Origin of the sequence: Streptomyces aquilus (genome assembly GCF_003955715.1) — a bacterium.
Taxonomy (GTDB): Bacteria; Actinomycetota; Actinomycetes; order Streptomycetales; family Streptomycetaceae; genus Streptomyces; species Streptomyces aquilus.
This window is the reverse complement of the sequence record NZ_CP034463.1, coordinates 8,699,605-8,724,943: the sequence shown is the minus strand read 5'-3', so window position 1 is coordinate 8,724,943 and position 25,339 is coordinate 8,699,605. Positions and strand designations below refer to the sequence as shown.

General features: G+C 70.5%; 22 protein-coding genes, 1 tRNA gene and 1 pseudogene. 12 read left to right on the top strand and 12 right to left on the bottom strand.

Annotated elements, in window-relative coordinates:
* The first annotated feature begins 73 nt into the window (after positions 1-73).
* Together EJC51_RS39910 and EJC51_RS39905 are read left to right on the top strand one after the other, a co-directional pair.
* Complete coding sequence (locus EJC51_RS39910) at positions 74-958, top strand: class I SAM-dependent methyltransferase (protein ID WP_166682951.1); 885 nt, start codon at positions 74-76, stop codon at positions 956-958.
* A gap of 254 nt (positions 959-1,212) precedes the next feature.
* The gene (locus EJC51_RS39905; RefSeq protein WP_166682950.1) at positions 1,213-2,412 is read left to right on the top strand and encodes an O-antigen ligase family protein; all 1,200 of its coding nucleotides are present in this window, start codon (positions 1,213-1,215) and stop codon (positions 2,410-2,412) included.
* Here EJC51_RS39905 and EJC51_RS39900 read toward each other — a convergent pair.
* Positions 2,397-3,899 (bottom strand): oligosaccharide flippase family protein, encoded by a 1,503-nt coding sequence (locus EJC51_RS39900; RefSeq protein WP_126275534.1) that lies wholly within the window; start codon positions 3,897-3,899, stop codon positions 2,397-2,399. The genes EJC51_RS39905 and EJC51_RS39900 overlap by 16 nt on opposite strands.
* Complete coding sequence (locus EJC51_RS39895; protein ID WP_126275533.1) at positions 3,889-4,890, bottom strand: hypothetical protein; 1,002 nt, start codon at positions 4,888-4,890, stop codon at positions 3,889-3,891. Before EJC51_RS39895 ends, EJC51_RS39900 begins: the two co-directional genes overlap by 11 nt.
* 70 nt (positions 4,891-4,960) lie before the next feature.
* On the opposite strand from EJC51_RS39895, the gene EJC51_RS39890 reads away from it, so the two are divergent.
* A complete protein-coding gene (locus tag EJC51_RS39890) occupies positions 4,961-5,758 on the top strand; it encodes a hypothetical protein (protein WP_126275532.1) in 798 nt (265 codons plus the stop codon).
* Here EJC51_RS39890 and EJC51_RS39885 read toward each other — a convergent pair.
* The 6 genes from EJC51_RS39885 to EJC51_RS39860 all read right to left on the bottom strand — a co-directional run bounded on the left by EJC51_RS39885 (position 5,673) and on the right by EJC51_RS39860 (position 11,625).
* A complete protein-coding gene (locus tag EJC51_RS39885) occupies positions 5,673-7,160 on the bottom strand; it encodes a Wzz/FepE/Etk N-terminal domain-containing protein (protein WP_126275531.1) in 1,488 nt (495 codons plus the stop codon). The two genes, EJC51_RS39890 and EJC51_RS39885, sit on opposite strands and share 86 nt — an antisense overlap.
* A 9-nt stretch (positions 7,161-7,169) precedes the next feature.
* Positions 7,170-8,318 (bottom strand): glycosyltransferase, encoded by a 1,149-nt coding sequence (locus EJC51_RS39880; RefSeq protein WP_126275530.1) that lies wholly within the window; start codon positions 8,316-8,318, stop codon positions 7,170-7,172.
* A gap of 5 nt (positions 8,319-8,323) precedes the next feature.
* Complete coding sequence (locus tag EJC51_RS39875) at positions 8,324-9,490, bottom strand: glycosyltransferase (RefSeq protein ID WP_126275529.1); 1,167 nt, start codon at positions 9,488-9,490, stop codon at positions 8,324-8,326.
* Complete coding sequence (locus EJC51_RS39870) at positions 9,490-10,812, bottom strand: sugar transferase (protein ID WP_166682949.1); 1,323 nt, start codon at positions 10,810-10,812, stop codon at positions 9,490-9,492. The genes EJC51_RS39875 and EJC51_RS39870 overlap by 1 nt, the downstream gene beginning before the upstream one ends.
* 355 nt (positions 10,813-11,167) lie before the next feature.
* Positions 11,168-11,461, bottom strand: coding sequence for a hypothetical protein (locus EJC51_RS47990; protein ID WP_166682780.1), 294 nt, complete (start codon positions 11,459-11,461; stop codon positions 11,168-11,170).
* Between the two features lie 90 nt (positions 11,462-11,551).
* Positions 11,552-11,625, bottom strand: a tRNA-Pro gene (locus EJC51_RS39860).
* A gap of 101 nt (positions 11,626-11,726) precedes the next feature.
* Between EJC51_RS39860 and EJC51_RS39855 the strand changes: the two genes are divergently transcribed.
* From EJC51_RS39855 to EJC51_RS39840, 4 genes and pseudogenes are all read left to right on the top strand, one after another.
* Positions 11,727-12,242 carry a DUF309 domain-containing protein gene (locus tag EJC51_RS39855; protein ID WP_126275526.1) on the top strand — a complete coding sequence of 172 codons (516 nt, stop codon included), beginning with the start codon at positions 11,727-11,729 and terminating at the stop codon, positions 12,240-12,242.
* 49 nt (positions 12,243-12,291) lie between these two features.
* Positions 12,292-13,065: a precorrin-6A synthase (deacetylating) gene (cobF, locus tag EJC51_RS39850; protein ID WP_126275525.1), complete on the top strand. Its 774-nt coding sequence runs from the start codon at positions 12,292-12,294 to the stop codon at positions 13,063-13,065.
* Between the two features lie 59 nt (positions 13,066-13,124).
* Positions 13,125-15,197: an MDR family MFS transporter gene (locus tag EJC51_RS39845; RefSeq protein WP_126275524.1), complete on the top strand. Its 2,073-nt coding sequence runs from the start codon at positions 13,125-13,127 to the stop codon at positions 15,195-15,197.
* A gap of 43 nt (positions 15,198-15,240) precedes the next feature.
* Positions 15,241-15,648: pseudogene (locus tag EJC51_RS39840) on the top strand (hypothetical protein); the annotation flags it as partial.
* Here the strand turns inward: EJC51_RS39840 and EJC51_RS39835 are convergent.
* Entirely contained in the window at positions 15,644-16,390 is a 747-nt protein-coding gene (locus tag EJC51_RS39835; RefSeq protein WP_126275523.1) for a cobalt-precorrin-6A reductase, read from the bottom strand. The pseudogene EJC51_RS39840 and the gene EJC51_RS39835 sit on opposite strands and share 5 nt — an antisense overlap.
* A gap of 181 nt (positions 16,391-16,571) precedes the next feature.
* Between EJC51_RS39835 and EJC51_RS39830 the strand changes: the two genes are divergently transcribed.
* Positions 16,572-19,055, top strand: coding sequence for a hypothetical protein (locus EJC51_RS39830; RefSeq protein WP_126275522.1), 2,484 nt, complete (start codon positions 16,572-16,574; stop codon positions 19,053-19,055).
* A 31-nt stretch (positions 19,056-19,086) separates the two neighbouring features.
* Here EJC51_RS39830 and EJC51_RS39825 read toward each other — a convergent pair whose 3' ends face one another.
* Together EJC51_RS39825 and EJC51_RS39820 are read right to left on the bottom strand one after the other, a co-directional pair.
* Positions 19,087-19,860, bottom strand: coding sequence for a sulfite exporter TauE/SafE family protein (locus tag EJC51_RS39825; RefSeq protein ID WP_126275521.1), 774 nt, complete (start codon positions 19,858-19,860; stop codon positions 19,087-19,089).
* A 108-nt stretch (positions 19,861-19,968) separates the two neighbouring features.
* On the bottom strand, positions 19,969-21,156 hold the full coding sequence (locus tag EJC51_RS39820; RefSeq protein ID WP_126275520.1) for a thiolase family protein: 1,188 nt from the start codon (positions 21,154-21,156) through the stop codon (positions 19,969-19,971).
* A gap of 118 nt (positions 21,157-21,274) precedes the next feature.
* Here EJC51_RS39820 and EJC51_RS39815 point away from each other — a divergent pair, with 118 nt between their 5' ends.
* The 4 genes from EJC51_RS39815 to EJC51_RS39795 all read left to right on the top strand — a co-directional run bounded on the left by EJC51_RS39815 (position 21,275) and on the right by EJC51_RS39795 (position 24,021).
* Positions 21,275-22,072, top strand: coding sequence for an alpha/beta hydrolase (locus tag EJC51_RS39815; RefSeq protein ID WP_126275519.1), 798 nt, complete (start codon positions 21,275-21,277; stop codon positions 22,070-22,072).
* A gap of 176 nt (positions 22,073-22,248) precedes the next feature.
* Positions 22,249-22,728: a Dps family protein gene (locus EJC51_RS39805; protein ID WP_126275518.1), complete on the top strand. Its 480-nt coding sequence runs from the start codon at positions 22,249-22,251 to the stop codon at positions 22,726-22,728.
* A gap of 30 nt (positions 22,729-22,758) precedes the next feature.
* Positions 22,759-23,091, top strand: coding sequence for a DUF3140 domain-containing protein (locus EJC51_RS39800; RefSeq protein ID WP_126275517.1), 333 nt, complete (start codon positions 22,759-22,761; stop codon positions 23,089-23,091).
* Positions 23,092-23,208: 117 nt separating this feature from the next.
* Positions 23,209-24,021, top strand: coding sequence for an SAM-dependent methyltransferase (locus EJC51_RS39795; protein ID WP_126275516.1), 813 nt, complete (start codon positions 23,209-23,211; stop codon positions 24,019-24,021).
* Here the strand turns inward: EJC51_RS39795 and EJC51_RS39790 are convergent.
* Positions 24,011-25,255 (bottom strand): amidohydrolase, encoded by a 1,245-nt coding sequence (locus EJC51_RS39790; RefSeq protein WP_126275515.1) that lies wholly within the window; start codon positions 25,253-25,255, stop codon positions 24,011-24,013. The genes EJC51_RS39795 and EJC51_RS39790 overlap by 11 nt on opposite strands.
* Positions 25,256-25,339 lie beyond the last annotated feature (84 nt).

The following is a 25,339-nucleotide window of genomic DNA, read 5'->3' as shown; positions in this document are numbered from 1 at the left end:
GGCGAACGAGGCCGGCACGCTGCGCTGCACGTCACCGACCTGTCCGCACCACTCCCGTGACGCCTTTCCCGTGGTGGGGAACTGGCCCCTGCTCGTCGACTTCGAGTGCAGCGTCCTGCGCCGTGACGAACTGGTCCTGGCGACAGAGCGAGCCGGTACCGTCCTGCGCGGCGAGATTCCCGCCCCCGCGATAGAACGGCTGCCGACCGCGCTGCGCGGGCTGTGGCGACCGCTCAACCGGGTGGCGGCACGCAACCTCGACCGCCTGCTGGAGTCGCTGCCCGGCCGCTCCCCCCTGCTGCTCGTCGTGGGCGGCGGAACCATCGGCAACGGCGTGGCCTCCGCGTACACCGATCCTCGGGTCCAGGTGGTCGGCTTCGACATCGTCGGCAGTCCGCACACCCAGTTCGTGGCGGACGCCCACCAGATCCCGCTGGCCGACCGGAGCGCGGACGCCGTGCTGGTCCAGGCGGTCCTGGAGCATGTACTCGACCCCAGCCGGGTCGTCGCCGAGATCCACCGCGTGCTCAGGGACGGCGGACTCGTGTACGCCGAGACTCCGTTCCTGCAGCAAGTGCACGCCGGGGCCTACGACTTCCTCCGTTTCACAGCGAGCGGCCACCGCTATCTCTTCCGGCGCTTCGAGGAACTCGACGCCGGATCGGTCGCGGGTCCCGGCACCCAACTGCTCTGGAGCGTCGACTACCTGGTGCGCGGGCTGACCCGCTCCACGACCGCCGGACGGCTGGCCCGCGCCGCGTTCTTCTGGCTGCGCCTTCTGGACACTCTCGTCCCGCCGAGCCATCAGGCCGACAACGCGTCGGCGTTCTACTTCCTGGGTCGCAAGAGGGATCGTGTCATGTCGCCCGAGGAGATCGTCGAGTACTACCGCGGCGCGCAGACCGGCAGGCCCCGGCAGCGCCGCCGCCGGACGTCAGCGAGAGCCGGATCGCCGTGACCACCCGGCCCCATCTCAACTACCGAGGAGTGACCGTGCTGGTGGTCGCCCTGATGAGCACGGCCGCCGGAGCCGAGGTGGTCAGGAGGATCCGGCCGCGGACGAGGGGCGCGGACCACCGGCCCCCCGTACACGGTCCGGCCGGGCAGCGACCCGGTCACCGTCCGGTCCGGCTCAGGGGACGAGCCGGTACCGGGCCGGTGCCGAGGTCGCCGAAGCCAGGGCGTGCGGCCGGGGGGCACCGTATCGCTCTGATGCTGGTGCTTCTCGCCGCCGCCATGCCGATCCGCACCCTGGGTCCCAACTCCGTCATCCGCTCGATGTCCGTCCTGGATGTCCTGCTCCTCGTCGCGGCGGTGACGCTCGCCCTCGACTGTGCCGTGCGGCCGTTGAACATCGGCTACCCGCGGCTGTTCGGCCTGCTGTGTGTCCCGCTGCTGGTGTGCTGCCTGTCGCTGACGTGGTCCCAGGACATGGCGGCCACACTGCGCACCACCCTCGTCTACCTGGAGGGGATCGTCGCTTATCTCTTCGTGGTGCGAGAGCTGGAAGGGGTGCCGCCGAGTCGGGTGATGACCTACATCAAGCGGTACAGCTACCTGGTCATCGTCCCGGCGGTGCTCCTGCTGCTGCACACCCCGGGATTCGCTCCGGCGCAACCTGGTCTCGACCCCACGTCGGGCGACTACCTGTCGTACTACAGCCGGCTCTCACATCCGGTGATCGGCAGGTCGAACAACCTGGCGACCGTGCTGGCGTTCTTCGTGCCCGTTCTCTTCTACTGGGGCCACAAGCACCACGACCGCCGCTTCACCAGGGCGGGCTGCATCACGCTCATCGCCGTGGTGCTCACCCTGTCGCGGGGTGTCATGCTCGCCCTGCTCATCATGGCGCTGCTCGCCGCGCTGGGCGGTGTCGTCCGCACGCACCGGATCGAGCGCCGCACACTGGGCACAACACTCACCGCGGTGGCGGTCGCGGTCGCGGGAGTGGCGCTGCTGCAGCAGTTCAATCCCTCCACACGTGAGTTCTTCGGCGACCGGTTCAGCGGTTCCAACGTCTTCATGCGGTCGGATCTCGCGGAGAAGGCCATGGCCAAAGTCGCCGAGCGGCCCGTCCTCGGCTTCGGGGGCGGTGTGACACCCGATCACGATCCCTATCTGGCCATCGGCGTCCACAACACCTATCTCCAGCAGGTGGTGTACTTCGGCCTGCCGCTGGGGCTGCTGGTCTCCTTGTCGCTCGTGGGCGTGGCGCTCTTCTTCTTCTCCCGTTGGCGGCTCGGTGGCGTCAATCGGGTCATCGGTTTCGCCCTGCTCGCCCAACTGCTCATCTTCGTCACCGAATCGAGCTTCGAGGGCACCGACCTAAGGCTGATCTTCTACCTGTCGATCGGACTGGTCACCGCTCTCGCGCGCGCCTGCGACGCGCAGGAACCTCACCTGCGGTGCTGACGCCGGGCGGCGGCGCGCGTGGCAGCGGCGGCGAACCGCCAGGTGTCCGCCAGCAGTTGACGGTCGAACACGGCCATGCCGAGGACGAACAGGCACAGGGCGGATCCGCCGCCCAGGCATCCCGACCGCAGGTCGGCGCCTTCCCGCAGCGCGATCATCCACCCTGCCGCGGCCGAACAGATCCCCACCGAGACGGGGACGAGCAGAGGGCGGACCAGTCGCACGTTGATCCGCCGAGTCGCCGCCCTGCCCAGGACCACCGCCTCCACCGCCGCGGACGCACCCCAGCCGATCCCGATGGACACCGGGCCGATGACGGGAAGCAGCGGCAGCGTCACCGCGAACCAGAGGACGGTCTGCACAAGGGTCGCCCGCAGCACCGCCGTGGCGTCGCCCACCGCGTAGAGGTAGCCCTGCGTGGCCACCGAGACGCAGCCGCCGATCGCCAGCGCGAGAGACGCTCCCGGGATGATCGTGCTCGCCTCGGTCCACTGCTCTCCGAAGACCCCGGGCACCAGCCCGGGAGCGGCAGCGGTGAGGCCGGTGAGGACGAAGCCCGTGCCCACTGCTGCGATGCCCAGCGCCCGCTCCATCAGAGGAACGACGTTCTCCTTCTGCGAGACCAGCCGGGACATGGTGGGGAACGAGACCCGCCACAGTGCCTGAAAGATGAGGTCGGGGACCTGCATCAGCCGTTGGGCGAGGACCCAGAGACCGAGCGTCGCAAGACCGCTGATCGCCGCGACGGAGGCGTTGAGCGCCTGGCCACGCACCAGCAAGGTGGCGTCAACCGCCTGGAAGCGCAGGCCGAAGCCCAGCAGCGGCTTGATCAGACGGAAGGACGGCCGGGGCCGTACCAGGCCCTCGGGGCAGGCCCAGGCCATGGCGATGCCACCGGCCAGGGCGCGCACGACGGTCGCCGTCGCCAGGCCCCAGACGCCGAAGCCGGCGAGCACGGTGCCCACAGCCCATGCCTGGTAGAAGGTCACCTCCGCCACTTCCACGACCACCAGGCGGCGAAAGAGCAGAGCCCGCTCCAGCAGGATCCGGCCCGGCAGTTGAAGCGCGGCGAACGGCAGGGACGTCATCATGACCGCCGTGACCCAGCCGACCCGGCCGAAGGACGGCGCGGCAGCGACGGCGGCCACGACCATCACACCGGTCACGGTGGTCTGGAGGGCGGTCAACGCGCCGAGTTCGGCGGGGGTCGGCGGCTCGGCCCGTCGGATGAGGCCGATGCCGAGGCCGCCCTGGGACAGCATCCCGGCGAAGAGCACGAACGACATGCCGATCGCGACCACGCCGAAATCCCGTGGGTCGAGCAGCCGGGCGACGACGATGTTTCCCGCGAGCGCGAGGAGCATGATGAGTGCGCCCCGCGTGGCGACGACGATCACCCCGGCGTTCGCGCGGTCCGCCAGTTCGGCTCGCGTGAGGTCGACTTGCTCCTGAGGTTCGTCGGAGCCGGGCCTGGACTCATGCCGCATGCCGCATGCCCAGGCGAGCCAGTCGCGACCGGATCCGGAACCTGCCCAGTTGGCGTCTGCCGTTGTCGCGGACGAAGGCGGCCGTACCCGCACGGCGACGGTCGGCGGCGGCGGCCCAGCCCTGGCGCAGCCGAAGCGGCAGTTGCCCGGGATCCAGACGGAGCGTCACATCCGGTGCCAGGAGCAGTCGGCTCAGCAGCGTCGAGTACACCGTGTTGGGCGTCGCCTTCAGCCATGGCTTCGCGAGTACGTGATGGAGCAGGTACGGCTCGGCGCCGTCGCCGTACCGACAGGCGAGGGTCCGTTCATCGACGAGGCTCACCCCTCGAAACGGCGGATGCGGGGCAAGTCGGTGCTCCAGGAAGAGCAGTTCGCCGGATCCGAACCGGGCGGCGAGTATCGCGTTGAGCACGTCCTGGTCGGCGAAATAGAAGGGGTCTTCCAAGGACCCCCGCCCATATCGCGTGCCCTCCACGCCGATCGCGTTCTGCCCCTCGGTCCACTCAGGCAGCAGCCGGCTGCTCAGCGCAGCGGGGAACGCTACGAAACCCGCGTTGAGATATGGCTGTCGGCGTAGTGGGCCGAGGCCGAGAGCGGGACCCCACTCGGGGTGGAAACGGACGTCGTTGGGCGGATCGTTCACGAAACCCACGACACGGCCCGCCCCTGCCGCTTCGACGAGTTCGGAGAGATGTCTGGTGACGATGATATCCGCGTCGATCAGGATCGCGACTTGGGACGGGCGCTGCACCGGACCCGCCGGGGCGAGAAAGACCGGGTGCTGTTCCGAAGCGGGGGCCCGGAGCAACTCGACGTGATCGGCAAGGAGTTCTCGCTGGCCGGGGGTGAGCCCGGCATCCACCACGATGAGCGGCTCATCGTGACCCACCAGGCGGAGTGAGTTCAGCAGCGCGACGAGGCCGGGAAAGAATCTCCGATCGGAGACGGAGTAGAAAGCGGTGTCCGATTCGGGCGCGATAGAGACATCCATCGTCCGTCCCTTTCTTCCTGTCATGGTAATGCGTGTCGCGCCCCTTGTCGCTTCGGGCTAGCCTGGTTCCATGGCAATCGAGCGGGTGGTCGTTTTCCAGTTCCATCACAGTCCGCTGGTTTGCAGAGCCAACGTGGACATGCTCCGCCGACTCAACCCAGGAATCGCCATCCACGGAATTCTCGGCACGCCTGCCGGGCCCCGTCAAAGGGTGCTTCGGCTGACGAGTGAAAGACTCGTGGGGCTTGACAGTCTGTACACGTCCCGCCATTCCGGTTACTTCAATTGGAAGAACTGCGATCTGGTCGTTCTGGACTGGTTCCGCGAGGTGGGTCGGCACGAGACCTTCGACGTCGCCCACGTCGTCCAGTGGGATCTGTTGCTCACCGAGCGGCTCGACCGCGCCTATGCGCATGTGCCGCCCCAGTCGCTGGGACTGACCGCCCATGTTCCGCTCTCCGAGGTCGATGCCGACTGGCGCTGGATCAGCGAACCGGAAGAGGCACGCCAGTGGAGCGAGTTGCTCGCTCATGCCCGCGACCGCTACGGCTACGACGGCGTCCCGCACGCCTGCATCGGCGGGGGCGTATGTTTCCCGAGGGCCTTCCTTGAGGATTACGCCGCCGCCGATCCCCCGGACCTGTGCATCGAGGAACTGCGGATGCCGCTGTTCGCGCAGTTGCTGGGCCACCCGGTGACGGACACCGGGTTCTGGCGCCGGAACGACCCGGGCCTCGACCGGTTCTTCAACCTCGGCGGGCCGCCCATCGAACCGGCCACCATCACCGCCGAGTTGGCGAAGCCAGATGGTCACCGTGTCTTCCATCCCGTGGTTCAGCGGGTGAACGGTCTGCCCCGAGGGACGTGACCGGCGATGCGCTGCGCCGGCCCTCATGGGCGTCGGTCGGCGTCTGCTCCCGGTGGGCGGACCAGTTCGGGGTGGTTCGGCGGGCGGGATCGCTGAGGACGGCGCCCACCACGGTCACGCCGTGCGCCCGCAAGCTCAGTACGGACGCGTCGAGTTCGTCGCCGCGGGTCACCTTCGCCCTGATCACGATCAACGCCTGCCCGGCCACGCGCGCGACGACGGCGGCATCGGCCCGCGTCAGCACGGGAGGTGCGGCGAGGACCACGACGTCCGCACGATGTCCGAGCTCCTCGCACAGCGCGTCGAGTGCCCGTTCCTGAAGCACCACCGTGTCACGGGTCCCGTCGTCCGGCCTGCTGTCGGCGAGTACGCGCAGCGGCAGGCCCTCGCGCCACTGGCGGAGGGCGCGGTCGAGCGCGACCCGGCCGTTCAGCGCGTCTTTGAGACCGGCCGCTCCAGGAAGGCCCAACGCCTTGGCGAGGCGCGTCGAGTGGAGATCGGTGTCGACCAGGATGACGGAGTCCCCGCCCTGCGCAACGGCGATCGCGATGCCCACAGCGGTAGTGGCCACCTCCCCGCCGTCCCTCGGTGCCGTCACCGCGTAGACGCCGCCGGCGCCGGCCGACCGAAGGCTGACGGCCGCCAGCCTGTAGTCCTCGACCACCGGCAGCGAGCGGCGTGCGTCCTGCGGCGCAGCCTTCCTCCGGCGTTCTCCGGCGCCGGGAACGACACCGAGCACCGGGATGTCCGAGGCTCTGGCCACGTCCTCGGCATCGTGCACCCGCCGGTCGGTGATCTCACGGATCACCGCCCATCCGATGCCCAGGACGAGCCCGACGACCAGTCCCAGTACGACATCCAGGGCCCTGTGCTGCGGCACCAGTTGGGCCGGTGCCCGCTCGGGCTGGAGCGCCTCCACCCCGACGTCGGGGTGGCCGCCAGCGGCGCCCGTCGCGTTGTCGGTGTCGTCGGTCGCGACCACGACATCGGCGAACACGGGCCCGATGGACTCGGCGATCTCAGTCGCCCGCTGTGCCGACCTGTCCTCGACGGTGACCTTGATGATCGCTGTGCTCGCCGGGTTGGACGCGGTGATCCGGGACCGGAGGGTGTCGACCGAGTAGGGCAGTCCCAACTCGTCTATGAGCGCTTCGAGTACCTGCTCACTGGTGATCAGGGTCGAGTAGGACTGGGCACGCTCCTCGGCGAACAGCGCGCCCTGGTATGCCTGGGCGAGATCGGATCCCGGGTTGCCGACCGTCACGATCATCTCGGTCTTGGCGGCGTACGACGGATCCTTCAGCCAGGCGACGGCGGCACCTCCCGCCGCACCGAGAGCGGCGAGCAGCACGATGGCGACCCAGTGCCTGAGGAACATCCGGAAATACGCTCTGAGGTCCATGTCGCTCCTTCACCACGCTTGTCGGTGGACCGGGATGTCTTCGAGGAGGTCTTCCAGCGGGCGAAGGACGATGTCCCAGGTGAGTTGCCTCGCTTGGGCATACGCTTCGTCGCTGAGTTCTCGCCACCGCCGCTCGTCGGTCAGGCTGCCGATCACCGAGCCGAAGGTCCGCTCGGTGTAGACGACGGATCCGCGCAGGTTTTCCAGATGACGCCGCCACGCGGGCACCAGAACGGGAAGTCCGGCGGCGAGGTATTCCAGGTGCTTCGCGGAGAATCCCGCCCGGCGCAGTGGGTCGTCGGTGCAGGTGATCAGCCCCAGCTGGTACCCGCTCAGGATGTCCGGCGAGGTGTGGCCGAGGTAGTTCAGGCCCAGTCGCGGATCCGGCGCCGGTCCGCCGTAGACATCGATGTACGGGTATGCGCGGGCCAGCCGGGCGAGAAGAGGCAGGTCGATGAACCGGGATCCCAGGGAGCCGAGATACACCACACGCGGTGGCCTGCGGAATCGAGCCCGCTCGGCCGCGAGAGTGCAACCGAAGTTCATGACCATCACGTTGTCGCCGGTGAGTCCGTAGCGCTCTCGGGCGTAGCGGGCGTACGACTCCCAGTGGAAGGTGAGATGGTCGACGCCCTCGAAGAGCGTTTTCTCCCGCCGCCTCAGCTTCGCGTGCTGACGCTCGGTGAGCCGCTCCTCGTAGAAGAGTTCGTCCGCCCACGGAGTGGGGCAGTCGTAGAGCGTCTCGGCGGCGGTGTCAGCGGTCAACACGTCGGCGTCATGGGGCGTTTCACAGATGACGAGGTCGAAGTCGTCGAGGGGCAGGGACGACTTGAGGATGCCGCGCCGCATCCGGTGATTGGCCAGCAGCAGGTGGTACGAAAGCCGCCGCCGCCCGAACCCCCACCGCCCGGTCAGCGACTTCGTCGCCGCCTCGACCGCGTAGAGGGCCATCTTCCTGGGGCGCGCGGCGGGGAGTCTGCGCCCGAGGGAACCTGCCGCGCTGGACGCCCGGCTCAGTGAGTAGGTGTCGACGAGCCGGACCTCGTGCCCCCGTTCGCGCAGGAAGTGCTCGATCGCGACCGGCTTCAGGCTGTTGGCGTAACCGTCCAGTTCGCCTATGACGAGGACGCGCCGGGGGTGGTCGTTGCGCCGCTCCATGGCACTCAACCACCCTTCTGCACGGCCCATGTGGCACAGGCCCTGTCGTACACGTCACTCATGCGCTCGACGACCTGGTGCACGCTGTGGTGGCGGCAGACATGGTCATGGGCCTGCTCGCCGCGGCGACGGCAGCGGGCCCGATCCGCCAGGAGACCGGCCACGGACGCAGCGAGCGCTCCTGGGTTCTCCGGGGGCACCAGGGCGTCCGACCGCTGCTGTGCGGGCAGGGATTCCGCCGCTCCCGGCACATCGGTGACGACGACGGGGCAGGAGCACGCCATGGCTTCGAGGGGGGCGAGGGCCATTCCCTCCCAGCGTGAAGGCAGCACCAGCAGGTCAGCGGCGCGATACCAGTCGAGCGGGTCGTCGACGTCTCCGGTGAACCGGACGGTCGCAGGTGCCCGCGCCGCGAGGGCCGTGTGATCGGGCCCGTCCCCCACCAGAACCAGCTGGGCCTCGGGCACCCTCTCCGTGATCCTCGGCCACGCTTCCAGCAGCACGTCCTGCGCCTTCTGGCGGCAGAGGCGGCCCACGCACACGGCCACCGGCGCGTATGGGGGTACCCCGAGCCGGGCCCGGGCCCGGGTCTGCGCGGAGGTCTCGGCTGCGGCGAAGTGATCGAGATCGACTCCGTTCGGTACGACCGTGTAGCGGGCCGTGACTCCGGCGGCCCGCCCCTCAGCCCGTTCGCCCTCGCTCACACAGACCAGCTGGTGCGCCCACCTGCTCCCGAGCCGCTCCCACTCCACCGAGGCCCAGCGCAGGGCTCCCGAGACCGCGTCGAAGGACCATGCGTGCGGCTGGAAGACGGTGGGAAGCGATCCGCGCAGCGCGAGCCGTCCGGCGAGACCCGCCTTGGAGCTGTGAAGGTGCACCAGGTCCGGGCCGATCGAGATGACGATGCGGTGCACGGCGGCCACCTCCCGGGCGACGGTGGGGCCGGGTGCCGCGGACGCCTCCCACGCGATCGTCTCGGCTCCGTTCTCCACGGCCGCCCGTGACAGCCGGCTGAAGGGCCGGCAGGCGACGATCACGCGATCGCCCCTCGCCCTCTGCCCGACGGACAGCGCGGCGACGAAACTCGCCACCCCGCCCTCACTGGACTGCGCGATGTGCAGGACCGTGCGTCCTCCACGGGAGAAGTCGGGGGCACCGGTCGCGGACGGCATCAGTAAGCACCGGATCCACGCACGACTGCGGGCGGCGTCCGCAGCAGGATCTTGACGTCGAGTGCGGGCGTCCAGTTCTCGACATAGCTCATGTCGAGACGAGCCCGGTCCTCGGCGGAGAGCCGGGACCTGCCGCTCACCTGCCACAGCCCGCTCAGTCCGGGCTTGACCAGCAGCCGACGGCGGCCTTCGACGCCGAGGGCCACGATCTCCTCGGCCAGCAGCGGCCGTGGGCCCACCAGAGACATCCGGCCCGCGACGACATTGAACAGCTGCGGCAGTTCGTCCAGCGAGCAGCGCCGCAGGACCAGGCCCACCCTGGTGACTCGCGGGTCGTCGGTCATTTTGAAGAACGGGCCGTCGCCGTACTGGTTGAGGCTGACGAGTTCGGCCTTCCGCCGCTCCGCGTCCTGGTACATCGTGCGGAACTTCAGCAGGGTGAACGGACGGCCGCCGAGACCGATCCGACGGTGGCAGAAGAGCGCGGGGCCGGAACTGTCGATCCGGATCGTCAGCGCGATGGCCAGCATCAACGGGGACAGCAGGACGAGCAGGAGCGCGGCGAGCAACCGGTCGGTCAGTTCCTTGGGGATCCGACGGACTCTGGAGAGCGTGGGTCCGCGCACGTGCAACAGCGGTACTCCGGCGACCGGCCAGACCGCCAGGCGCGAGGGCACCACGTCGGCGAGCACCGGTGCAAGGACCAGGGCGACCCCCTCCCGGTGCAACTGCCAGGACAGCTCCCGCACTTCCCCGGCACCGATCTCGGGGTTCGGTACGACGACGACCGCGTCACAGCGAGTCCGCCGCACTGTGTCCATCAGCCCGTCCATGCCTCCGTAGACCTGGACGCCGAACCCCGTCACGTCAGGAGGGGTGGGGTCCGTCAAGCAGACGCCGACGACCCGAAGACCGGTCGCGTTGCTTCGACGCAGCACCATGATGAGCTCGACGGCCCGCCGGGCGGCCCCCACCACGAGAACCCACTGAGGGTCCCTCCCGACGGGTGTCCAGTGCCGCTCCCCCGAGCGCACGGCGAGTGTCAGCGCGGCGGTGACCGGCAGCGCCACCGCCGCATCGCGCAGCATCTCGTCGCCCTGGACGACCCACCACACCGCGACGGCCCCCACAAAGGCCGCCCCTAGGGCCCGCCACACCCGGCCGAACTCCTCGGTGCCGGTGCGCACGCGGTACGGCTCGTACGCACCGCATGTGCCGAGACACAGGAGCCAGACGCCGGGCAGGGCTGCTGCAACCGCCCACTCGCCACCGAGCGGCCCCAGAGCGACGGAGACGATCCCCGCGGCAACCGCATCGCCCATCAAGACGGCCAGGATCACGTTTCCGGAACCGTGCGAGCGATGCGTCCGCCCGGCCCGGGGCACAGTCTTGTGGCTTGCCAACAGGGACATCTCAGCCCTCCGAGCCCTCCACAACGTAGCTCGTATACTTACGCTGTATATGTCGATATTGCGCCGATATGTTCAGACCGTCAAGCCGCCCACGCGATGCTCCCTACCTGCGAAAAAGGGGAACATCCCGCCCAGTGCACCGCGTCCAACCGAGCCCGCCGCGCCGCGCGCCATGCCTCGGGGCTGATCCAGGTCCGGGCGAACGGGGACGTCCGGCTCGCCCACGGGCTCGGCACCATGTTCGACAAGCGCCGGATACTGCTGGTCAGCATCGTGCTGCTGGTATCCGGCTCGGTGGTCTGCGCACGACCACCCGCCCGCAGGTGCTGTTCACCAACCTCGCCTCGGCCGCGCTCGGCTTCTCGATGTTCGCGATGTCTCCGGCGTCGGCATCCCCGTCGTCGGCCTCAACTCCGGTGTGGCGATGCTGCTGCTCTCCCAGCCGCTCGGCGGGCAGGAGGCCGGTCTGGCGCCGCGGTGCGCCCGGTACGGCGCTGGGGGACGAGGCGGTGGCGCTGACCGGCCGGGCCGCGAGCACGGACCGTGCGCCGCTCGGCACGATCAAGCAGAGCCTGCGGGAGAGCAGGTCGAGGCGATATGACGCGATCAGCGGGTCTGCCTGGAGAGGCAGACCCGCTGATGTACACCGTCGGGACGACAGGATTTGAACCTGCGACCCCTTGACCCCCAGTCAAGTGCGCTACCAAGCTGCGCCACGTCCCGGTGCGTTGCGTGCGACAAACCGCGTGATCACGCGAACAGTACTTTACCCCACGTCGGGGGCCGCCTCGAAGAGAGTCGGTGGAGCGCGGGACAATCGACGTATGGGCAGCACATCCTCAGAGCGTCCGGCCGGCACCCGAGACCGGGACATCGAAGGGCGGGCGCGCAATGCCCGGCCGCGTGACGGGCTCGGGCGGCCACTGCCGTACGGGGCGGACGGGGTGGAGCGGCAGCCCGAGGGCGTCGTCCGCACCCCGGAGCAGACCGTCGCGGAGGCGCAGGCGCTGCTGGACGCCGGGAAGCCGTTCCATGCGCACGAGGTCTTGGAGGACGCCTGGAAATCGGGGCCCGAGGAGGAGCGTGCGCTGTGGCGGGGCCTTGCCCAGCTCGCGGTGGGGCTCACGCATGCGGCGCGGGGCAATGTCACGGGCGGGGCGCGGCTGCTGCGGCGCGGGGCGGGGGCCGTGGAGGAGTGGGCGTCGCAGGCCGGGCGCGGGCAGCCGTACGGGATGGATCTGGCGGGGCTGGCCGAGTGGGCCCGGGGCCTGGCCGGGGACGTGGAGCGGGCCGCAGCATCCGTGGACGCGCGGGCACGGGCACCACGGCTGTGCCGCTGACCTCGGACGCGGTGCCGTCACTGTCAGTGGCGTACGGCAGACTCGGGGCGTGCGAAAGATTCATGTCATCGGTATCGGCGCGGGCGACCCCGACCAGCTGACCCTCCAGGCGGTCAGGGCGCTGCGGGACACGGACGTGTTCTTCGTCCTCGACAAGGGCGAGGTGAAGAGCGATCTCACGGACCTGCGCCGGGACATGCTGCACACGCACATACCGGAGGGGACGTACCGCGTCGTCGAGGCGCGTGACCCCGACCGGGACCGGACGGCCGGCGGCGCGGCCTACTCCCCCGCCGTCGGGGACTGGCGCAGCGCGCGTGCGGCCATCTACGAGCGGCTGATCGCCGAGGAGCTGGGCGAGGACGAGACCGGCGCGTTCCTGGTGTGGGGCGACCCGGCGCTGTACGACAGCACGCTCGGCATCCTGGAGGAGATCCTGGAGCGCGGCGCGGTGGCGTTCGAGTACGACGTCATACCGGGCATCAGCAGCGTCTCCGCGCTCGTGGCGCGGCATCGGACGGGGCTGAACCGGGTCGCCCGCCCGGTGCAGATCACCACCGGGCGGCGGCTCGCCGAGGGCTTCCCGGAGGGGGTGGACGACGTGGTGGTCATGCTGGACGCGCACCAGACCTTCCGGCAGTACGCGGACGACGACATCGACATCTACTGGGGCGCCTACATCGGCACCCCGGACGAGATCCTCGCCGCCGGGCCGATCGCCGAGGCCGGGCCGCGGATCGAGCGGCTGCGGGCGGAGGCGCGGGAGCGCAAGGGCTGGATCATGGACACGTATCTGTTGCGCCGCAACCCACGACAGGCGTAGGGCACCCGAGCGGACCCGCCCCGCATGCATGCGTAGGCCACCGGTGTGATCGTGGCCTCGTGACGATCACCGAGGAAACCGCGCCACCTGCCGCCGAACCGCCAGTGCTGGACAGGCGTCAGCGGAACGTCGTCTTCGTGACGATCATGCTGGGGATGCTGCTGGCGGCCCTGGACCAGACCATCGTGGGCACCGCACTGCCGACGATCGTGTCGGACCTCGGTGGTGCCGCGCACATGTCCTGGGTCGTCACCGCCTATCTGCTCGCGGAGACCGTCTCCACCGCCCTGGTGGGCAAGTTCGGCGACCTGTTCGGGCGCAAGGTGGTCTTCCAGGTCTCGGCGATCGTCTTCATCACCGGCTCGTTCCTGTGCGGTCTCGCCGGGAACATGACCCTGCTGATCGCCTGGCGGGCCGTGCAGGGCGTCGGCGCGGGCGGACTCATGGTGACGGCGATGGCGCTGATCGCCGACGTCATCCCGCTGCGCGAGCGCGGCAAGTACCAGGGCGCGATCGGCGCCGTGTTCGGGGTGGCCACCGTCATCGGCCCGCTGCTGGGCGGGCTGTTCACCGACCATCTGACCTGGCGCTGGGCGTTCTACGTCAACGTCCCGATCGCGATCGTCGTCGTGATCGCCGCGGCCCGCACGATCCCCGTGGTGAAGTCGGCGTCGCGGCCGGTCATCGACTACCTCGGCATCGCCCTGGTCGCGGCGGGCGCCAGCGCCCTGATCCTGGCGACGAGTTGGGGCGGCAACGAGTACGCGTGGGGCTCCGGCGTCATCGTCGGCCTGTTCGTCGGCGGCGCGATCGCGCTCGGCCTGTTCTGCTGGGCGGAGACCCGGGCGAAGGAACCGATGCTGCCGATGCGGTTGTTCGCCAACCCGGTGTTCACGGTCTGCTCGATCCTCAGCTTCATCGTCGGATTCGCCATGCTCGGCGCGATGACGTATCTGCCGAGCTACCTCCAGTACGTCGACGGCGACTCGGCCACCGTCTCCGGTGTCCGCACCCTGCCCATGGTCATCGGCCTGCTCATCGCGTCCGTCGTCAGCGGCAACGTGGTGAGCAAGACCGGGCAGTACCGGCTGTTCCCGATCGCCGGCTCCCTGGTGATGGGGCTCGGGCTGTATCTGATGTCGCTGATGGGGCCGGACACCGGGGCGTGGCTGGAGTCGCTGTACATGTTCGTGCTGGGCACCGGCATCGGCCTGTGCATGCAGGTACTGACGATCGCCGTGCAGAACACCGTCGAGTACGCCGACCTCGGCACCGCGACCTCCGGCGTCACCTTCTTCCGTACGCTGGGCAGTTCGTTCGGCACCGCCGTCTTCGGCACGATCTACGCCAACACCCTCGCCCCGAACCTCAAGGACGCCGTCGCCGAGGCCGCACGGGCGGGCAGCGGCGTCGCTCCCACGACCATCGCCAAGGCGGCGACCAGCCCGGAGGGCGTGCACCAACTGCCGTCGGCCGCGGCGGCCCCGATCATCGACGCCTACGCCGACACGATCCAGACCGTCTTCCTGTGGACGGTGCCGGTCGCGGCCCTCGGCTTCGTCGTCGCCCTGTTCCTCAAGCAGGTGCAGTTGCGCGACAGCGCCCGGGCCGCCTCGACCGACATGGGTGAGGGGTTCGGACAGCCGTCCGGGGCGGACTCGCAGCGGGTGCTGGAAGCGGCCGTCGGAAAGATCATCGGCGGTACGGACCTCAACACCGCGCGCCGGATCATGGCGGACTCCGACACCCGCCTTGACATCGCGGGCGCGTGGGCCGTGATGCAGGTGGAGCTGTTCACGCGGCTGGTGGGGCACGCCGGCCTCGGGCTGATCGCCGCCCGCCGCCACATGCCGCCCGAGGTGCTGCTGCCGGTCTTCGACCGGATGGTCGACGAGGGCTATCTCAGTCGCGCGGGCTCGCTGTTCTCGCACACGGAGGCGGGCGCCCGCGAGGCCCGGGTCATCAGCAAGGCCTGGGCGAGCTGGCTGGAGGAGCGGGTGCAGCAGGACATCGGCCGCCCGCCGGGCACGGATCTGCGGGCCGCGGTGGACACGATCTCCAAGCGGCTGCTGGTGGAGGACCTCAGCAGCGGACTCCCGCAGCGGCAGCCGGAGTTGGCCGCGAGCCACTGAAAACCGGGTGCCGGGCGAGGCAGGCCGCCGTCACACTCCGGGCATGCCTCCCGTCCGCTTCCACGATCCCGGCCTGACCTCCTACGACTTCGCCGACGCGGCGCTGGTCCGCTGCCCGCGCTGCGACCGGGTCGCCCACTACGAGCGGCACACCCGTCCCGAGGCACGGGTGGTCTGCCGGTCCTGCGGACTGAGCCGGACCAGTGGCCGCTGTGGTCGGCCGCCGCTCTGGCTGCGGTCCGAAACCAGACACGGCGAGATCTGGGCGTACAACCTCGAACACCTCGACCTGATCCGCCGGTTCGTGGCGGCGGACCTGCGGGAGCGGGACCCCTGGTACGAGCACGGCCGGAAGATGACCGCCGTCGGGCGGCTGCCCACCTGGATCAAGAGCGCCAAGAACCGCACCGAGGTGCTGCGCGGGATCGACCGGATGCGGGCCTCGGTCATCGCGGGCTTAGGCCGAGCCGCTCCAGGACGGCGGGCACATCGGGCACGGCCGTCACGTCGGCGGGCAGTGCCGGACGACGTACGACCACGACCGGCAGCGCGAGTCGGCGGGCGGCCGTGAGTTTGGCGGCCGTCGCCGCTCCCCCGCTGTCCTTCGTCACCACGACGTCGATGCAGTGCGTGGTGAGGAGGGTGGTCTCGTCGTCGACGGTGAACGGGCCGCGTGCGAGCAGGACTTCGGTGCGCGGGGGCATGGGCGGCTCGGGCAACTCCACGGACCGTACGACGAAGTGAAGCTCCGTCAGGTGGGTGAAGGCGGCGAGGCCGAGGCGGCCCGTGGTGAGGAACACCCGGGGGCCGAGCAGGGGGAGCAGACCGGCGGCCTCCGCCAGGGAACCGACCGGGTACCAGCGGTCCTGCGGGCCGGGGCGCCAGCCCGGGCGGCGCAGGACCACCGCCGGCACGCCGGTCGCCGCGGCGGCACGGGCGGCGTTGGCGGTGATCGCCTCGGCGAAGGGGTGGGTGGCGTCGACGAGGGCGTCCACGCGCTGCTCCCGCAGCCACGCGGCGAGCCCGTCCGCGCCGCCGAAGCCGCCGATGCGGATGTCCCCGGTGACCGTGCCCGGCCGGGTCACGCGGCCCGCGAGGGAGGTGGTGACGCGGACGCCGGGCAGTGCGGTGAGCGCGGCGGCGAGTTCCCGGGCCTCGGTGGTGCCGCCGAGGATGAGCACGTGGGGGGACATGGGGTAGAGCGTACGAAGGGACAGGGCGGGCCCGGTCAGGGGGCTCCGCACCGTCGCGGATCCGACACCACGCCGCTACACTGCGTGAGTGCCGGGGCTTTCGTGGATATGTTCACGCGCGTTTCGAGTGGCCGGGGCAGCGTTCCTGGCATTGTCCGCAACCTACTTGTGTTACCGGGTCATGCCCGAGGTGAACTGGACCGTCGACGCCTTCGGAAAGGCTTTCACGGCGCCTGCGGAAATTCCCGACGACACCGCCTACTGGCTCGGTTTCACCGAGGGGCAGGACCGGCGTTCGTCGTCCTACTCACTGGCCTTCGACGAGAACAGCGACGGGAAACTCGAAATCAGCGGTGAGGAAGTCCTCAGGATGCCGCTGAACGATCCGCTGGCCGCGGAACTACGGCAGGGGGCCGTCACCTCCGGGTGGTCAGGGTGGGTGCAGGCGACTTCCTGCGCGGTCTTCACGCCCGGCTCGGGCCTGGTCTTTCCCGGTACCCCCCGGATCACCGTCGGCGAGGAACAGGTCGTCGCTCGTTTCCCGGTACCGCCCACCACGCTCGATCTGACGGACGCCACCTCGATCCAGATCCAGTGCTCGTACGAAAGCGGCGCCAAGTACACGCCACCGTTGGGGGCGAAGGATTTCACCTTCACCGCCCGGGGATATTCCTTCACCGGCATTTCGGAGGTGAACCCCTATGTCCAGGAGCCGCACTCGATCAAATTCCGCACACCGGACGCCGACATCTGGTTCGACCTCTACCTGGCTCCGGACGGAGACGGCGCCGGCCTCGCCACTTCCCAGAAGCCGGAGCCCGAGGACCCGCTCCGCAACGAACTGGCACTGTTCATCGTGGCAGCGGTCATCGGCCCCTTGCTGGCGGGTTCCTGGCTTCCCCACATCCCCGTCGAGGTCGTCGGCACGGTGACGGGGATCAGTGCGACGGCCGGCTTCGTTCTCGGCGTCTCGGACAGTTCCTTGCTGGGTGCGGGAACGCCGGCCGCGTTTCTGACGGCTCTCTCCTTCGCCTGGTGGAGCCTGCTGCTGCCCGCCCTGCTGATCATCGCCGTCGCCCAGCGGCCGGAGCGGGAGGACGAGCCGCCGTCACCGCGTTTGCCGACGTACGGCGCGGTCGTGCCCTTCGCCCTCGTGGTGCTGGCCGTGGCGGCGGTGATCGTCCGGTACGCCGTCCCGGAGGACGGTCCGGCGCTCGCCACCTCATGCCTCGGGTCGGCCCTGCTGGTGTCCCTGGCCTTCTTCGTGCTCGGGCGCGATCGGTGGGTGGACGCGGCGCTGGGCGTCCTGCTGTTCGCCGGTCTCTGGCTCGCGCCGCTGCTCGACGCGCCGCTTCCGGCCGGGTTGAACTTCGCCCTGGTGGTGGGCTGTTCGCTGCCCTGGGCCGGCGCGTTGATGTTCTGCGTGTGCGGCGCCGGCGGTCGGCGGGCCGGTGCGCTGGTACTGACCGGCTTCACGGCGGCCCTGTGCCTGTTTCCCGCGAGCAAGTACCTCACCTTGAGCGGGGACGACGCGCTGTTCAGGGCCGTGGCCGACATCACGCCCGCTTCCGTCGGCTACGGTCTGATCCAGCTCGCGGCTCTGGCCGCCGCCGCGGTGTGCGCCGTCCTCGTCTTCCGGCGGGGCGCGGATGCCGAAGCCGTGCGGGACGACGACATCCGTCTCTGCGGCGTTCTTCTCGTCGGCCTGTCGATCAGTCCGCTGATGGCCGGCGTGCCCTTCATGGCCAGTGACGTGATCGCCTGCGTTCTCGGAATGATCACGTTCTGGTTCCTGTTGCCGGACGCCAAGGCGGATTTCGCCTACCGCCTCTCCCGGCTGAGCACCGGGGCGTATGTCCGCCTGATGCACGCGGAGGCGCGCAATCGCCTCCATCGCCAGGCCTGGTTCGGTTTCCACAGGTCGGCCGCCGGTTCCCTGAGTACGGAGGAGACCGGGACCCGGGATTTCGAACTGAAGTGGCGGGCTTTCGCGGACCGGGCGGTTCCCGTCACAGGCGGGAGTTCCCGTTCGACGAACCCCGCGATAGCCAGCAGTGCCGCTCGGACGCCGCGTCAGAACGGGATGGAGACCGGACTTCTGGGCCTTGTCTTCGCCATCCCGGTGGTCGTCATCGACCTGCGGTCCTGGGAATCGATCTATCCCGGCGTGTCTCTCTCCGAACTCGCCATGCTCGCGATGCACATCCTGCGCTGGGTGATCTACGCGGCGTTCTACGGGTACTTCTATCCGAGGCTTCCCGGCCATGTCCCGGTCGCCAAGTCGACGTACTTCCTGGCGGCGGTCCTCCTGCCCGAACTGACCCTCATCCCTCTGACCGCGCCGTACTCCACGCGGGAAACGCTCACCGTTCTGCTGCTGCGCACCGGGGAGATCGTCGTCTTCTGCTACGGCCTGGGGCTGTCCTGGGAGATCAGGCTGGCCCGGCTGGCGGGCCTGCCGTGGAGCGGTCTGCGGGATCTGCGCAGGCTGTCGGCGGTCACCGCGCCGGCTGCCACGGTGATCGTGGCGGCGGCCACGACCATCGCGACCGCGCTGGCGGGTGCGGCGACCGTGGCGATGCTCCAGTCCGGTCCGGCCGGTTCCGAGTCTCCCCCCGTTCCGCCGAGCGGGACCTCCGTGGCGAGCCCGGCCGCGACCCCTTGAGTCGCCGCCGCGGCACGCCGGGGGCCGGGCGTCAGCGCAGGAGCAGTTGCAGGCCGCCGACGATCGTCGCCGCGATCACCAGTTGTTCGAAGAGTCGCTGGTTGATCCTGTTCACGGCCCATTTGCCGATGAGCGCGCCGGGCACGACGAACGCCACGAGTGCGGCGTCGAGGAGCAGCGAGTTCCCGTCGATCAGCCCGAGCCCCACGCTGAAGGGCACCTTGGACGTGTTGACGATGAGGAAGAAGAAGGCGGAGGTGCCCAGGAAGCCGAGCTTCCGGAAGCCCGCGGACAGCAGGTACATCGACATCACCGGGCCGCCCGCGTTCGCGACCATCGTGGTGAAGCCACCGAGGACACCGTAGGAGCGGGCCTTCACGCGGCCCGCCCTGGTCGTGACCGCGTCCGGGTCCTCGTCGGCGTCGGCGGTGCGGCGGCGCCAGATCGTCACGCCTGCCATCAGCAGCAGGATCGCGCCGATCGACGTCCGGACGATCGCGTCGTCCGCCCACACCAGGAACAGCGTCCCGAACACCACGCCCGCCGCGACCGCCGGGAACAGCCGCCACAGGGTGGGCCAGTGGGCGTGCCGGCGGTAGGTGAGGACGGCGAGCACGTCCCCGGCGATGAGGATCGGCAGCAGCACGCCGGTGGAGGCGCGGGCGGGCAGGACCGCGGCGAAGACGGCGAGGCTGACCGTGTTGGCGCCGCTCACGGCGGTCTTGGAGAAGCCGACGAGCAGCGCCGCGAAGGCGAGTGCGGCGAACCCCCAGCCGGAGATGCCCCAGAGTGTCATCGTGTTCATGCGGAGACCGATGCTATGCGCAGCTATCCGGCCGCCGTAAGGAGGGTCTCGGTGGGTGGGCCTACGCGGTTACGCGGCGGCAGCCCACCCGCCCTGCCCGGACGCGGTTCAGTGTCGTTCCACCAGGACCGCGCTCCCCTGCCCCACCCCGACGCACATCGTGGCCAGCCCGCGCTCCGCTCCCGTGCGGCGCATGCGGTGCAGGAGGGTCGTCAGGATGCGGGCGCCCGAGCAGCCGAGCGGATGACCGAGGGCGATCGCGCCGCCGCTCGGGTTCACGAGGTCGGGGTCGATGCCCAGCTGGTCCACGCAGGCCAGCGCCTGGGCGGCGAACGCCTCGTTGAACTCTGCCTCCTGGACGTCCCCGATGCCCCAGTCGGCACGGGCCAGCACCTTGCGCGTGGCGGGGACGGGGCCGATGCCCATGACGTCCGGGTGCACGCCCGCGGAGGCGCCGGCGACGTAGCGGCCGAGCGACTCCAGCCCGAGGTCGTTCAGGGCCTCTTCGCTGACCAGGAGCAGGCCCGCCGCGCCGTCGTTCATCGGGGAGGCGTTGCCCGCGGTGACAGTGCCGTCCGGCCGGAACACCGGCTTGAGGCGCCCGAGTTTCTCGACGGAGGTGTCCTCGCGGATGCATTCGTCGGTGTCGACGACGACTCCGTCCGGGCGTTCCACGGGCAGGAGTTCGTCGTCGAAGTGGCCGTCCTTGCGGGCCCGGGCGGCGAGTTGATGGCTGCGCAGGGCGAACTCGTCCTGCCGGGTACGGGAGATGCCGTGGCGGGTGGCGACCTCCTCGGCGGTCTCGCCCATGGAGAGGAGGCCGTGGAGTTCCTTCATCGCCGGGTTGACCAGGCGCCAGCCGAGGCGGGTGTCGACGGTCTCGATGCGGTGCGGGAGGGCCTCGTCGGGGCGGGGCAGCACGAAGGGGGCGCGGCTCATCGACTCGGAGCCGCCGGCGAGCACGATGTCGGCCTCGCCGGCGGCGATGGCCCGGGCGGCGGTCGTGACGGCTTCGAGGCCGGAGGCGCACAGCCGGTTCACCGTGGCACCCGGCACGGAGTCGGGCAGGCCGGCGAGGAGCGCGGCCATGCGGGCGACGTTGCGGTTGTCCTCGCCGGCCTGGTTGGCGGCACCCCAGTAGACGTCGTCGACACGCGCCGGGTCGAGCGCGGGCACGTCGGCGACGAGACCGCGGATGACGGTCGCGGCGAGGTCGTCGGGGCGTACGGAGGACAGCGCTCCGCGCAGCTTGCCGAGGGGGGTGCGGCGGGCTGCCGCGAAGTGGACGGGGCGCACGACGGGACTCCTGACGGCTCTGACCTGTTAATTAGCGCTGCTAGTTTTGGACTATAGACCGCCTCTCACTCGCCTGGGAAGATCTCCGGGGACCTTCATCGACGCAGCTGGAGGAGACATGACCGAGGCCCGCGAGCACACGCTTGCCGGGATCGTCGTACGGGAGTGGCCGCACCCGGCGCCCCGCTACCTGGCCCTGGTGGTGCACGGGTACGGGGAGCACAGCGGACGGTACGAGGAACTCGCCGACGTTCTGGTCGCGCACGGCGCGGCCGTCTTCGGGCCCGATCACCGGGGCCACGGGAAATCGGCGGGCGAGCGGGTGCTGGTCGAGGACTTCGAGGACGTGGTCACCGAGGTGCACGCGGTGGCCGACCTGGCCCGCGCCGGCCATCCGGGGGTGCCACTGGTCCTGATCGGTCACTCCATGGGCGGTCTGATCGCCGCCCGCTTCGCCCAGCGGTACGGCGCCGAGCTCACCGCGCTCGTCCTGTCCGGGCCGGTCATCGGGGACTGGTATCTGCCCCGGCAGCTGCTCGCCCTCGACGAGATCCCGGACACGCCCATCAGCACGGCCTCGCTCTCCCGCGACCCGGCGGTCGGGACGGCGTACGCGGCGGATCCGCTGGTGTGGCACGGGCCGATGAAGCGGCCCACGGTGGAGTCGTTCGTACGGACCCTGGAGACCGTGGCCAAGGGCGGGGACGTCGGCCCGCTCCCGGTGCTGTGGCTGCACGGCGACGACGACCGGCTGGTGCCGCTGTCGGGCAGCCGGGGCGGGGTGGAGCAGCTCAGCGGGGGCAGGCTGACCGAGCGGATCTATCCGGGCGCCCGGCACGAGGTGTTCAACGAGACGAACCGGGCGGAGGTGTTCGCGGACCTCACGCGCTTCCTGGAGGGCGTGTTCCACGGTTGATCGTCACGGCGTTTGCACCGGTTCGCCCTGGGCACCCGCGCCCGCATGGAGTGGTGGCGGCACGCGGCCTGCGTGGGAGAGGACCCCGAGCTGTTCTCTCCCGTGGGCACGGAAGGCCCGGGAACGCGCCGCGCCGCTCCGTACCGGCCGGACCATGCCCCAAGGAGGAGCACCGTATGACTGTGGTGAAGAGCACCCTTCCCGACGCCGCCCGCGAGGTGGCCGGAGAGGCGTTGCAGAGCACCCTCGTGGATCTGCTCGGGATCTCGCTCGTCGGCAAGCAGGCGCACTGGAACATCGTGGGCCCGCGCTTCCGGTCCATCCACCTCCAGCTGGACGAGGTGGTAGCGACGGCCCGCACGTACTCCGACACGGTGGCGGAGCGCGCCGCCGCGCTCGGCCTGCCGCCCGACGGCCGGCCCGAGACGGTCGCCGCCGCCTACGCGCTGCCCGGCGCGAAGGAGGGCTGGCTGCGGGACGACGAGGTGGTGCGGCTGATGGTCGAGACGCTGGAGACCGCGATCGGCCGGCTGCGCGACCGCATCGACGCCACCGACAAGGCCGACCCGGTCACCCAGGACCTGCTGATCGGCATCACCGCCGAACTGGAGAAGCAGCGCTGGATGTTCGAGGCCGAGAACTGGCCCCGCGACTGACCGCGTACGCACGAGGAAGGAGGCCGGCCCATGACGGACGCCCTCGAACTCGACGCGCTGTGGGAGGACTTCCACCGTGTCGTCAACATGACCTCGCAGGAGCTGGCCGCCTGGCTGCGCGTCAGCGACGCCTCCGAGGAGACGGAACCCGTGCCGGAGCACGCAGGCACACCCACCGGACAGCATGTCCTGGCGATCCTGCAGAAGCGGCGCACGGACCTCACCGACGACGACATCGAGGTGATGTACGAGGTGGTGGACGCCGTCTCCGCACAGGCGGACGTCGAGAACGAACCCGAGCCCGAGGAGACCCGGCGGCGGCACCGGCTGATGACGCTGGGGCACGATCCGCTCAGGCCGTAACGCCCGCGAACGGCACCGGCGTTGACGCGAAAGAGGTGGCCGAAGACCGACTGCGGCCCGCGCGGATGATCGTGAAACACTGCTCGCAGTCCTGCCGAGCGAGCAGAGGAGTCACACGTGCCCGGGACCGAGCCGGCCGCCCCGCTGATCGACACGACCAGGCCGCACCCGGCCCGGGTCTACGACTGGTATCTCGGCGGCAAGGACAACTACCCGGTCGACGAGGAACTCGGCCGCCGGATCGCCTCGTTGAACGGCGACGCGCCACGGGCCGCGCGGGCCAACCGGTGGTTCATGCACCGGGCCACGCGCCGGCTCGTGGCCTCCGCAGGCATCCGCCAGTTCCTCGACATCGGCACCGGCATCCCCACCGAGCCCAACCTGCACCAGATAGCGCAGCGGGTCGCCCCGGACGCCCGGGTCGTCTACGTCGACAACGACCCGATCGTCCTCGCCCACGCCGGCGCGCTGCTGCGCGGCACCGAGGAGGGCGTGACGGAGTACGTCCAGGCCGACGCCCGCGACCCGCAGCAGATCCTCGAACGGGCGGGCGAGATCCTCGACTTCGGGCGTCCGGTCGCCCTCTCGCTGATCGCGCTGATGCACTTCATCGCGGACGAGGACGGCGCCTACGACATCGTCGGTACCCTGGTCGACGCGCTGGCGCCGGGCAGTTGTCTGGTGCTGTCGTGCATGACCGCCGACTTCGAACCGGAGCAGGTGCGCGAGGGCATCGCCGCCTACCAGGCGTCGGGCGTCACCCTCGTCGCCCGCGACCGGGCCCAAGTGGGCCGCTTCTTCACGGGACTCGACCTCGTCGAGCCCGGGATCGTGTCCGTACGGGACTGGCGTCCCGAGCTCGCGGAGGACGAGTCGGACATCGGCCCCGGGCCGGTCTCGCTCTACGGAGGCGTGGGCATCAAGCCGTGAGGCGGCTCAGCGCCGCCGACACCAGCGTCCGTACGCCGGGCGCCAGCACCGACAGGTCGGGGGCGAAGAACGGGCTGTGGTTGTCGGGCACGTTGCCGAACCGCTCCGCGTCCGTCTCCCCCGGGACCGTCTCCCACACCTCGTGCGGTGTCGACGTCACGTACCAGTAGTCGTACGGCACTCCCGGGGGCGCGAGCAGGGAGAAGTCCTCGCTGCCCATCTCCGGGCCGAAGTCGAACACCGAGTCGGCGCCGAACAGTTCGCGGTGCACGGCCGCGATCTCCCGGTCGAGGGCGGCGTCGTTGACGGTGTTCGGATAGCCGGGGACCACGGTGATGTCGGGCGGCACCGGGCAGCCCGCCGCCTGGCACTCGCCCTCGACGATCCGCCGCACGGCGGTGAGGATCCGCTCGCGCACCCGGTCGTCCTGGCTGCGCAGGTTCAGCGCGAGCCGCGCCTCGGCGGGGATGATGTTGCTCTTCGTGCCGGCGTGGAACTGCCCCACCGTCAGCACCGCCGAGTCCTTCGCGGCGACCTCCCGGGAGACCACGGTCTGGAGCCGGGTGACGATGTGCGCGGCGGTGACGACGGGGTCGACGGTGGACTCGGGGCGCGAGCCGTGGCCGCCCACGCCCGGCACCACGACCTCGACCCCGTCGGACGCGGACATGATCAGGCCGGGGGTGTGCGAGTAGCAGCCGGTGCGCCCGGGGACGACATGCTGGCCGAAGACCACGTCCGGGTAGGGGAAGCGCGCGTGCACCCCGTCCGCGGCCATCACGCCCGCTCCCCCGCCGGCCTCCTCGGCGGGCTGCCCGACCGCCACCAGCGTCCCGGACCAGGCGGCGCGCCCGGCGGCGAGCGCCTCGGCGGCCCCGGCGAGCCAGGTGACGTGGCAGTCGTGCCCGCAGGCGTGCATCACGCCGTCGACCGTCGAGGCGTACGGCAGTCCGGTCGCCTCCCGCACCGGCAGCGCGTCCATGTCGCCGCGCAGCCACACCACGGGCCCGTCCCCGTTGGCCAGCACACCGACGACGCCGGTGCGGCCGACGCCCTCGGTCACCGTGAACCCGGCCGCGCGCAGCCGGGCCGCGAGCCGGGCGGCGGTGCGGTGTTCCTGGAAGGACAGCTCGGGGTGGCGGTGCAGGTCGCGGTAGAAGTCCTCCAGGTCGCCGGTCTTCAGCCCGGCGGTCAGGTCCTCGGTGAGCCGGGCGACTGCGGCGGGGTCGGTCATCGCGCTCCCTCTCTCCTCGAAAGTGGGCCTGGTGGACGGGTTCCCCGCCCCGGCGACTCCACGGCTTCACGGCGTGGAATGCGC

Bases quoted from the DNA above. Each gene is read 5' to 3' on its own strand.
- EJC51_RS39855 (WP_126275526.1), top strand. From the start codon at position 11,727: ATGGGCAGCACATCCTCAGAGCGTCCGGCCGGCACCCGAGACCGGGAC.
- EJC51_RS39790 (WP_126275515.1), bottom strand. From the start codon at position 25,255: ATGACCGACCCCGCCGCAGTCGCCCGGCTCACCGAGGACCTGACCGCC.
- EJC51_RS39800 (WP_126275517.1), top strand. From the start codon at position 22,759: ATGACGGACGCCCTCGAACTCGACGCGCTGTGGGAGGACTTCCACCGT.
- EJC51_RS39835 (WP_126275523.1), bottom strand. From the start codon at position 16,390: ATGTCCCCCCACGTGCTCATCCTCGGCGGCACCACCGAGGCCCGGGAA.
- EJC51_RS39900 (WP_126275534.1), bottom strand. From the start codon at position 3,899: ATGCGGCATGAGTCCAGGCCCGGCTCCGACGAACCTCAGGAGCAAGTC.
- EJC51_RS39805 (WP_126275518.1), top strand. From the start codon at position 22,249: ATGACTGTGGTGAAGAGCACCCTTCCCGACGCCGCCCGCGAGGTGGCC.
- EJC51_RS39885 (WP_126275531.1), bottom strand. From the start codon at position 7,160: ATGGACCTCAGAGCGTATTTCCGGATGTTCCTCAGGCACTGGGTCGCC.
- EJC51_RS39880 (WP_126275530.1), bottom strand. From the start codon at position 8,318: ATGGAGCGGCGCAACGACCACCCCCGGCGCGTCCTCGTCATAGGCGAA.
- EJC51_RS39825 (WP_126275521.1), bottom strand. From the start codon at position 19,860: ATGAACACGATGACACTCTGGGGCATCTCCGGCTGGGGGTTCGCCGCA.
- EJC51_RS39890 (WP_126275532.1), top strand. From the start codon at position 4,961: ATGGCAATCGAGCGGGTGGTCGTTTTCCAGTTCCATCACAGTCCGCTG.
- EJC51_RS39830 (WP_126275522.1), top strand. From the start codon at position 16,572: ATGCCCGAGGTGAACTGGACCGTCGACGCCTTCGGAAAGGCTTTCACG.
- EJC51_RS39870 (WP_166682949.1), bottom strand. From the start codon at position 10,812: ATGGGCGATGCGGTTGCCGCGGGGATCGTCTCCGTCGCTCTGGGGCCG.
- EJC51_RS39905 (WP_166682950.1), top strand. From the start codon at position 1,213: ATGCTGGTGCTTCTCGCCGCCGCCATGCCGATCCGCACCCTGGGTCCC.
- EJC51_RS39815 (WP_126275519.1), top strand. From the start codon at position 21,275: ATGACCGAGGCCCGCGAGCACACGCTTGCCGGGATCGTCGTACGGGAG.
- EJC51_RS39895 (WP_126275533.1), bottom strand. From the start codon at position 4,890: ATGGATGTCTCTATCGCGCCCGAATCGGACACCGCTTTCTACTCCGTC.
- EJC51_RS39875 (WP_126275529.1), bottom strand. From the start codon at position 9,490: ATGCCGTCCGCGACCGGTGCCCCCGACTTCTCCCGTGGAGGACGCACG.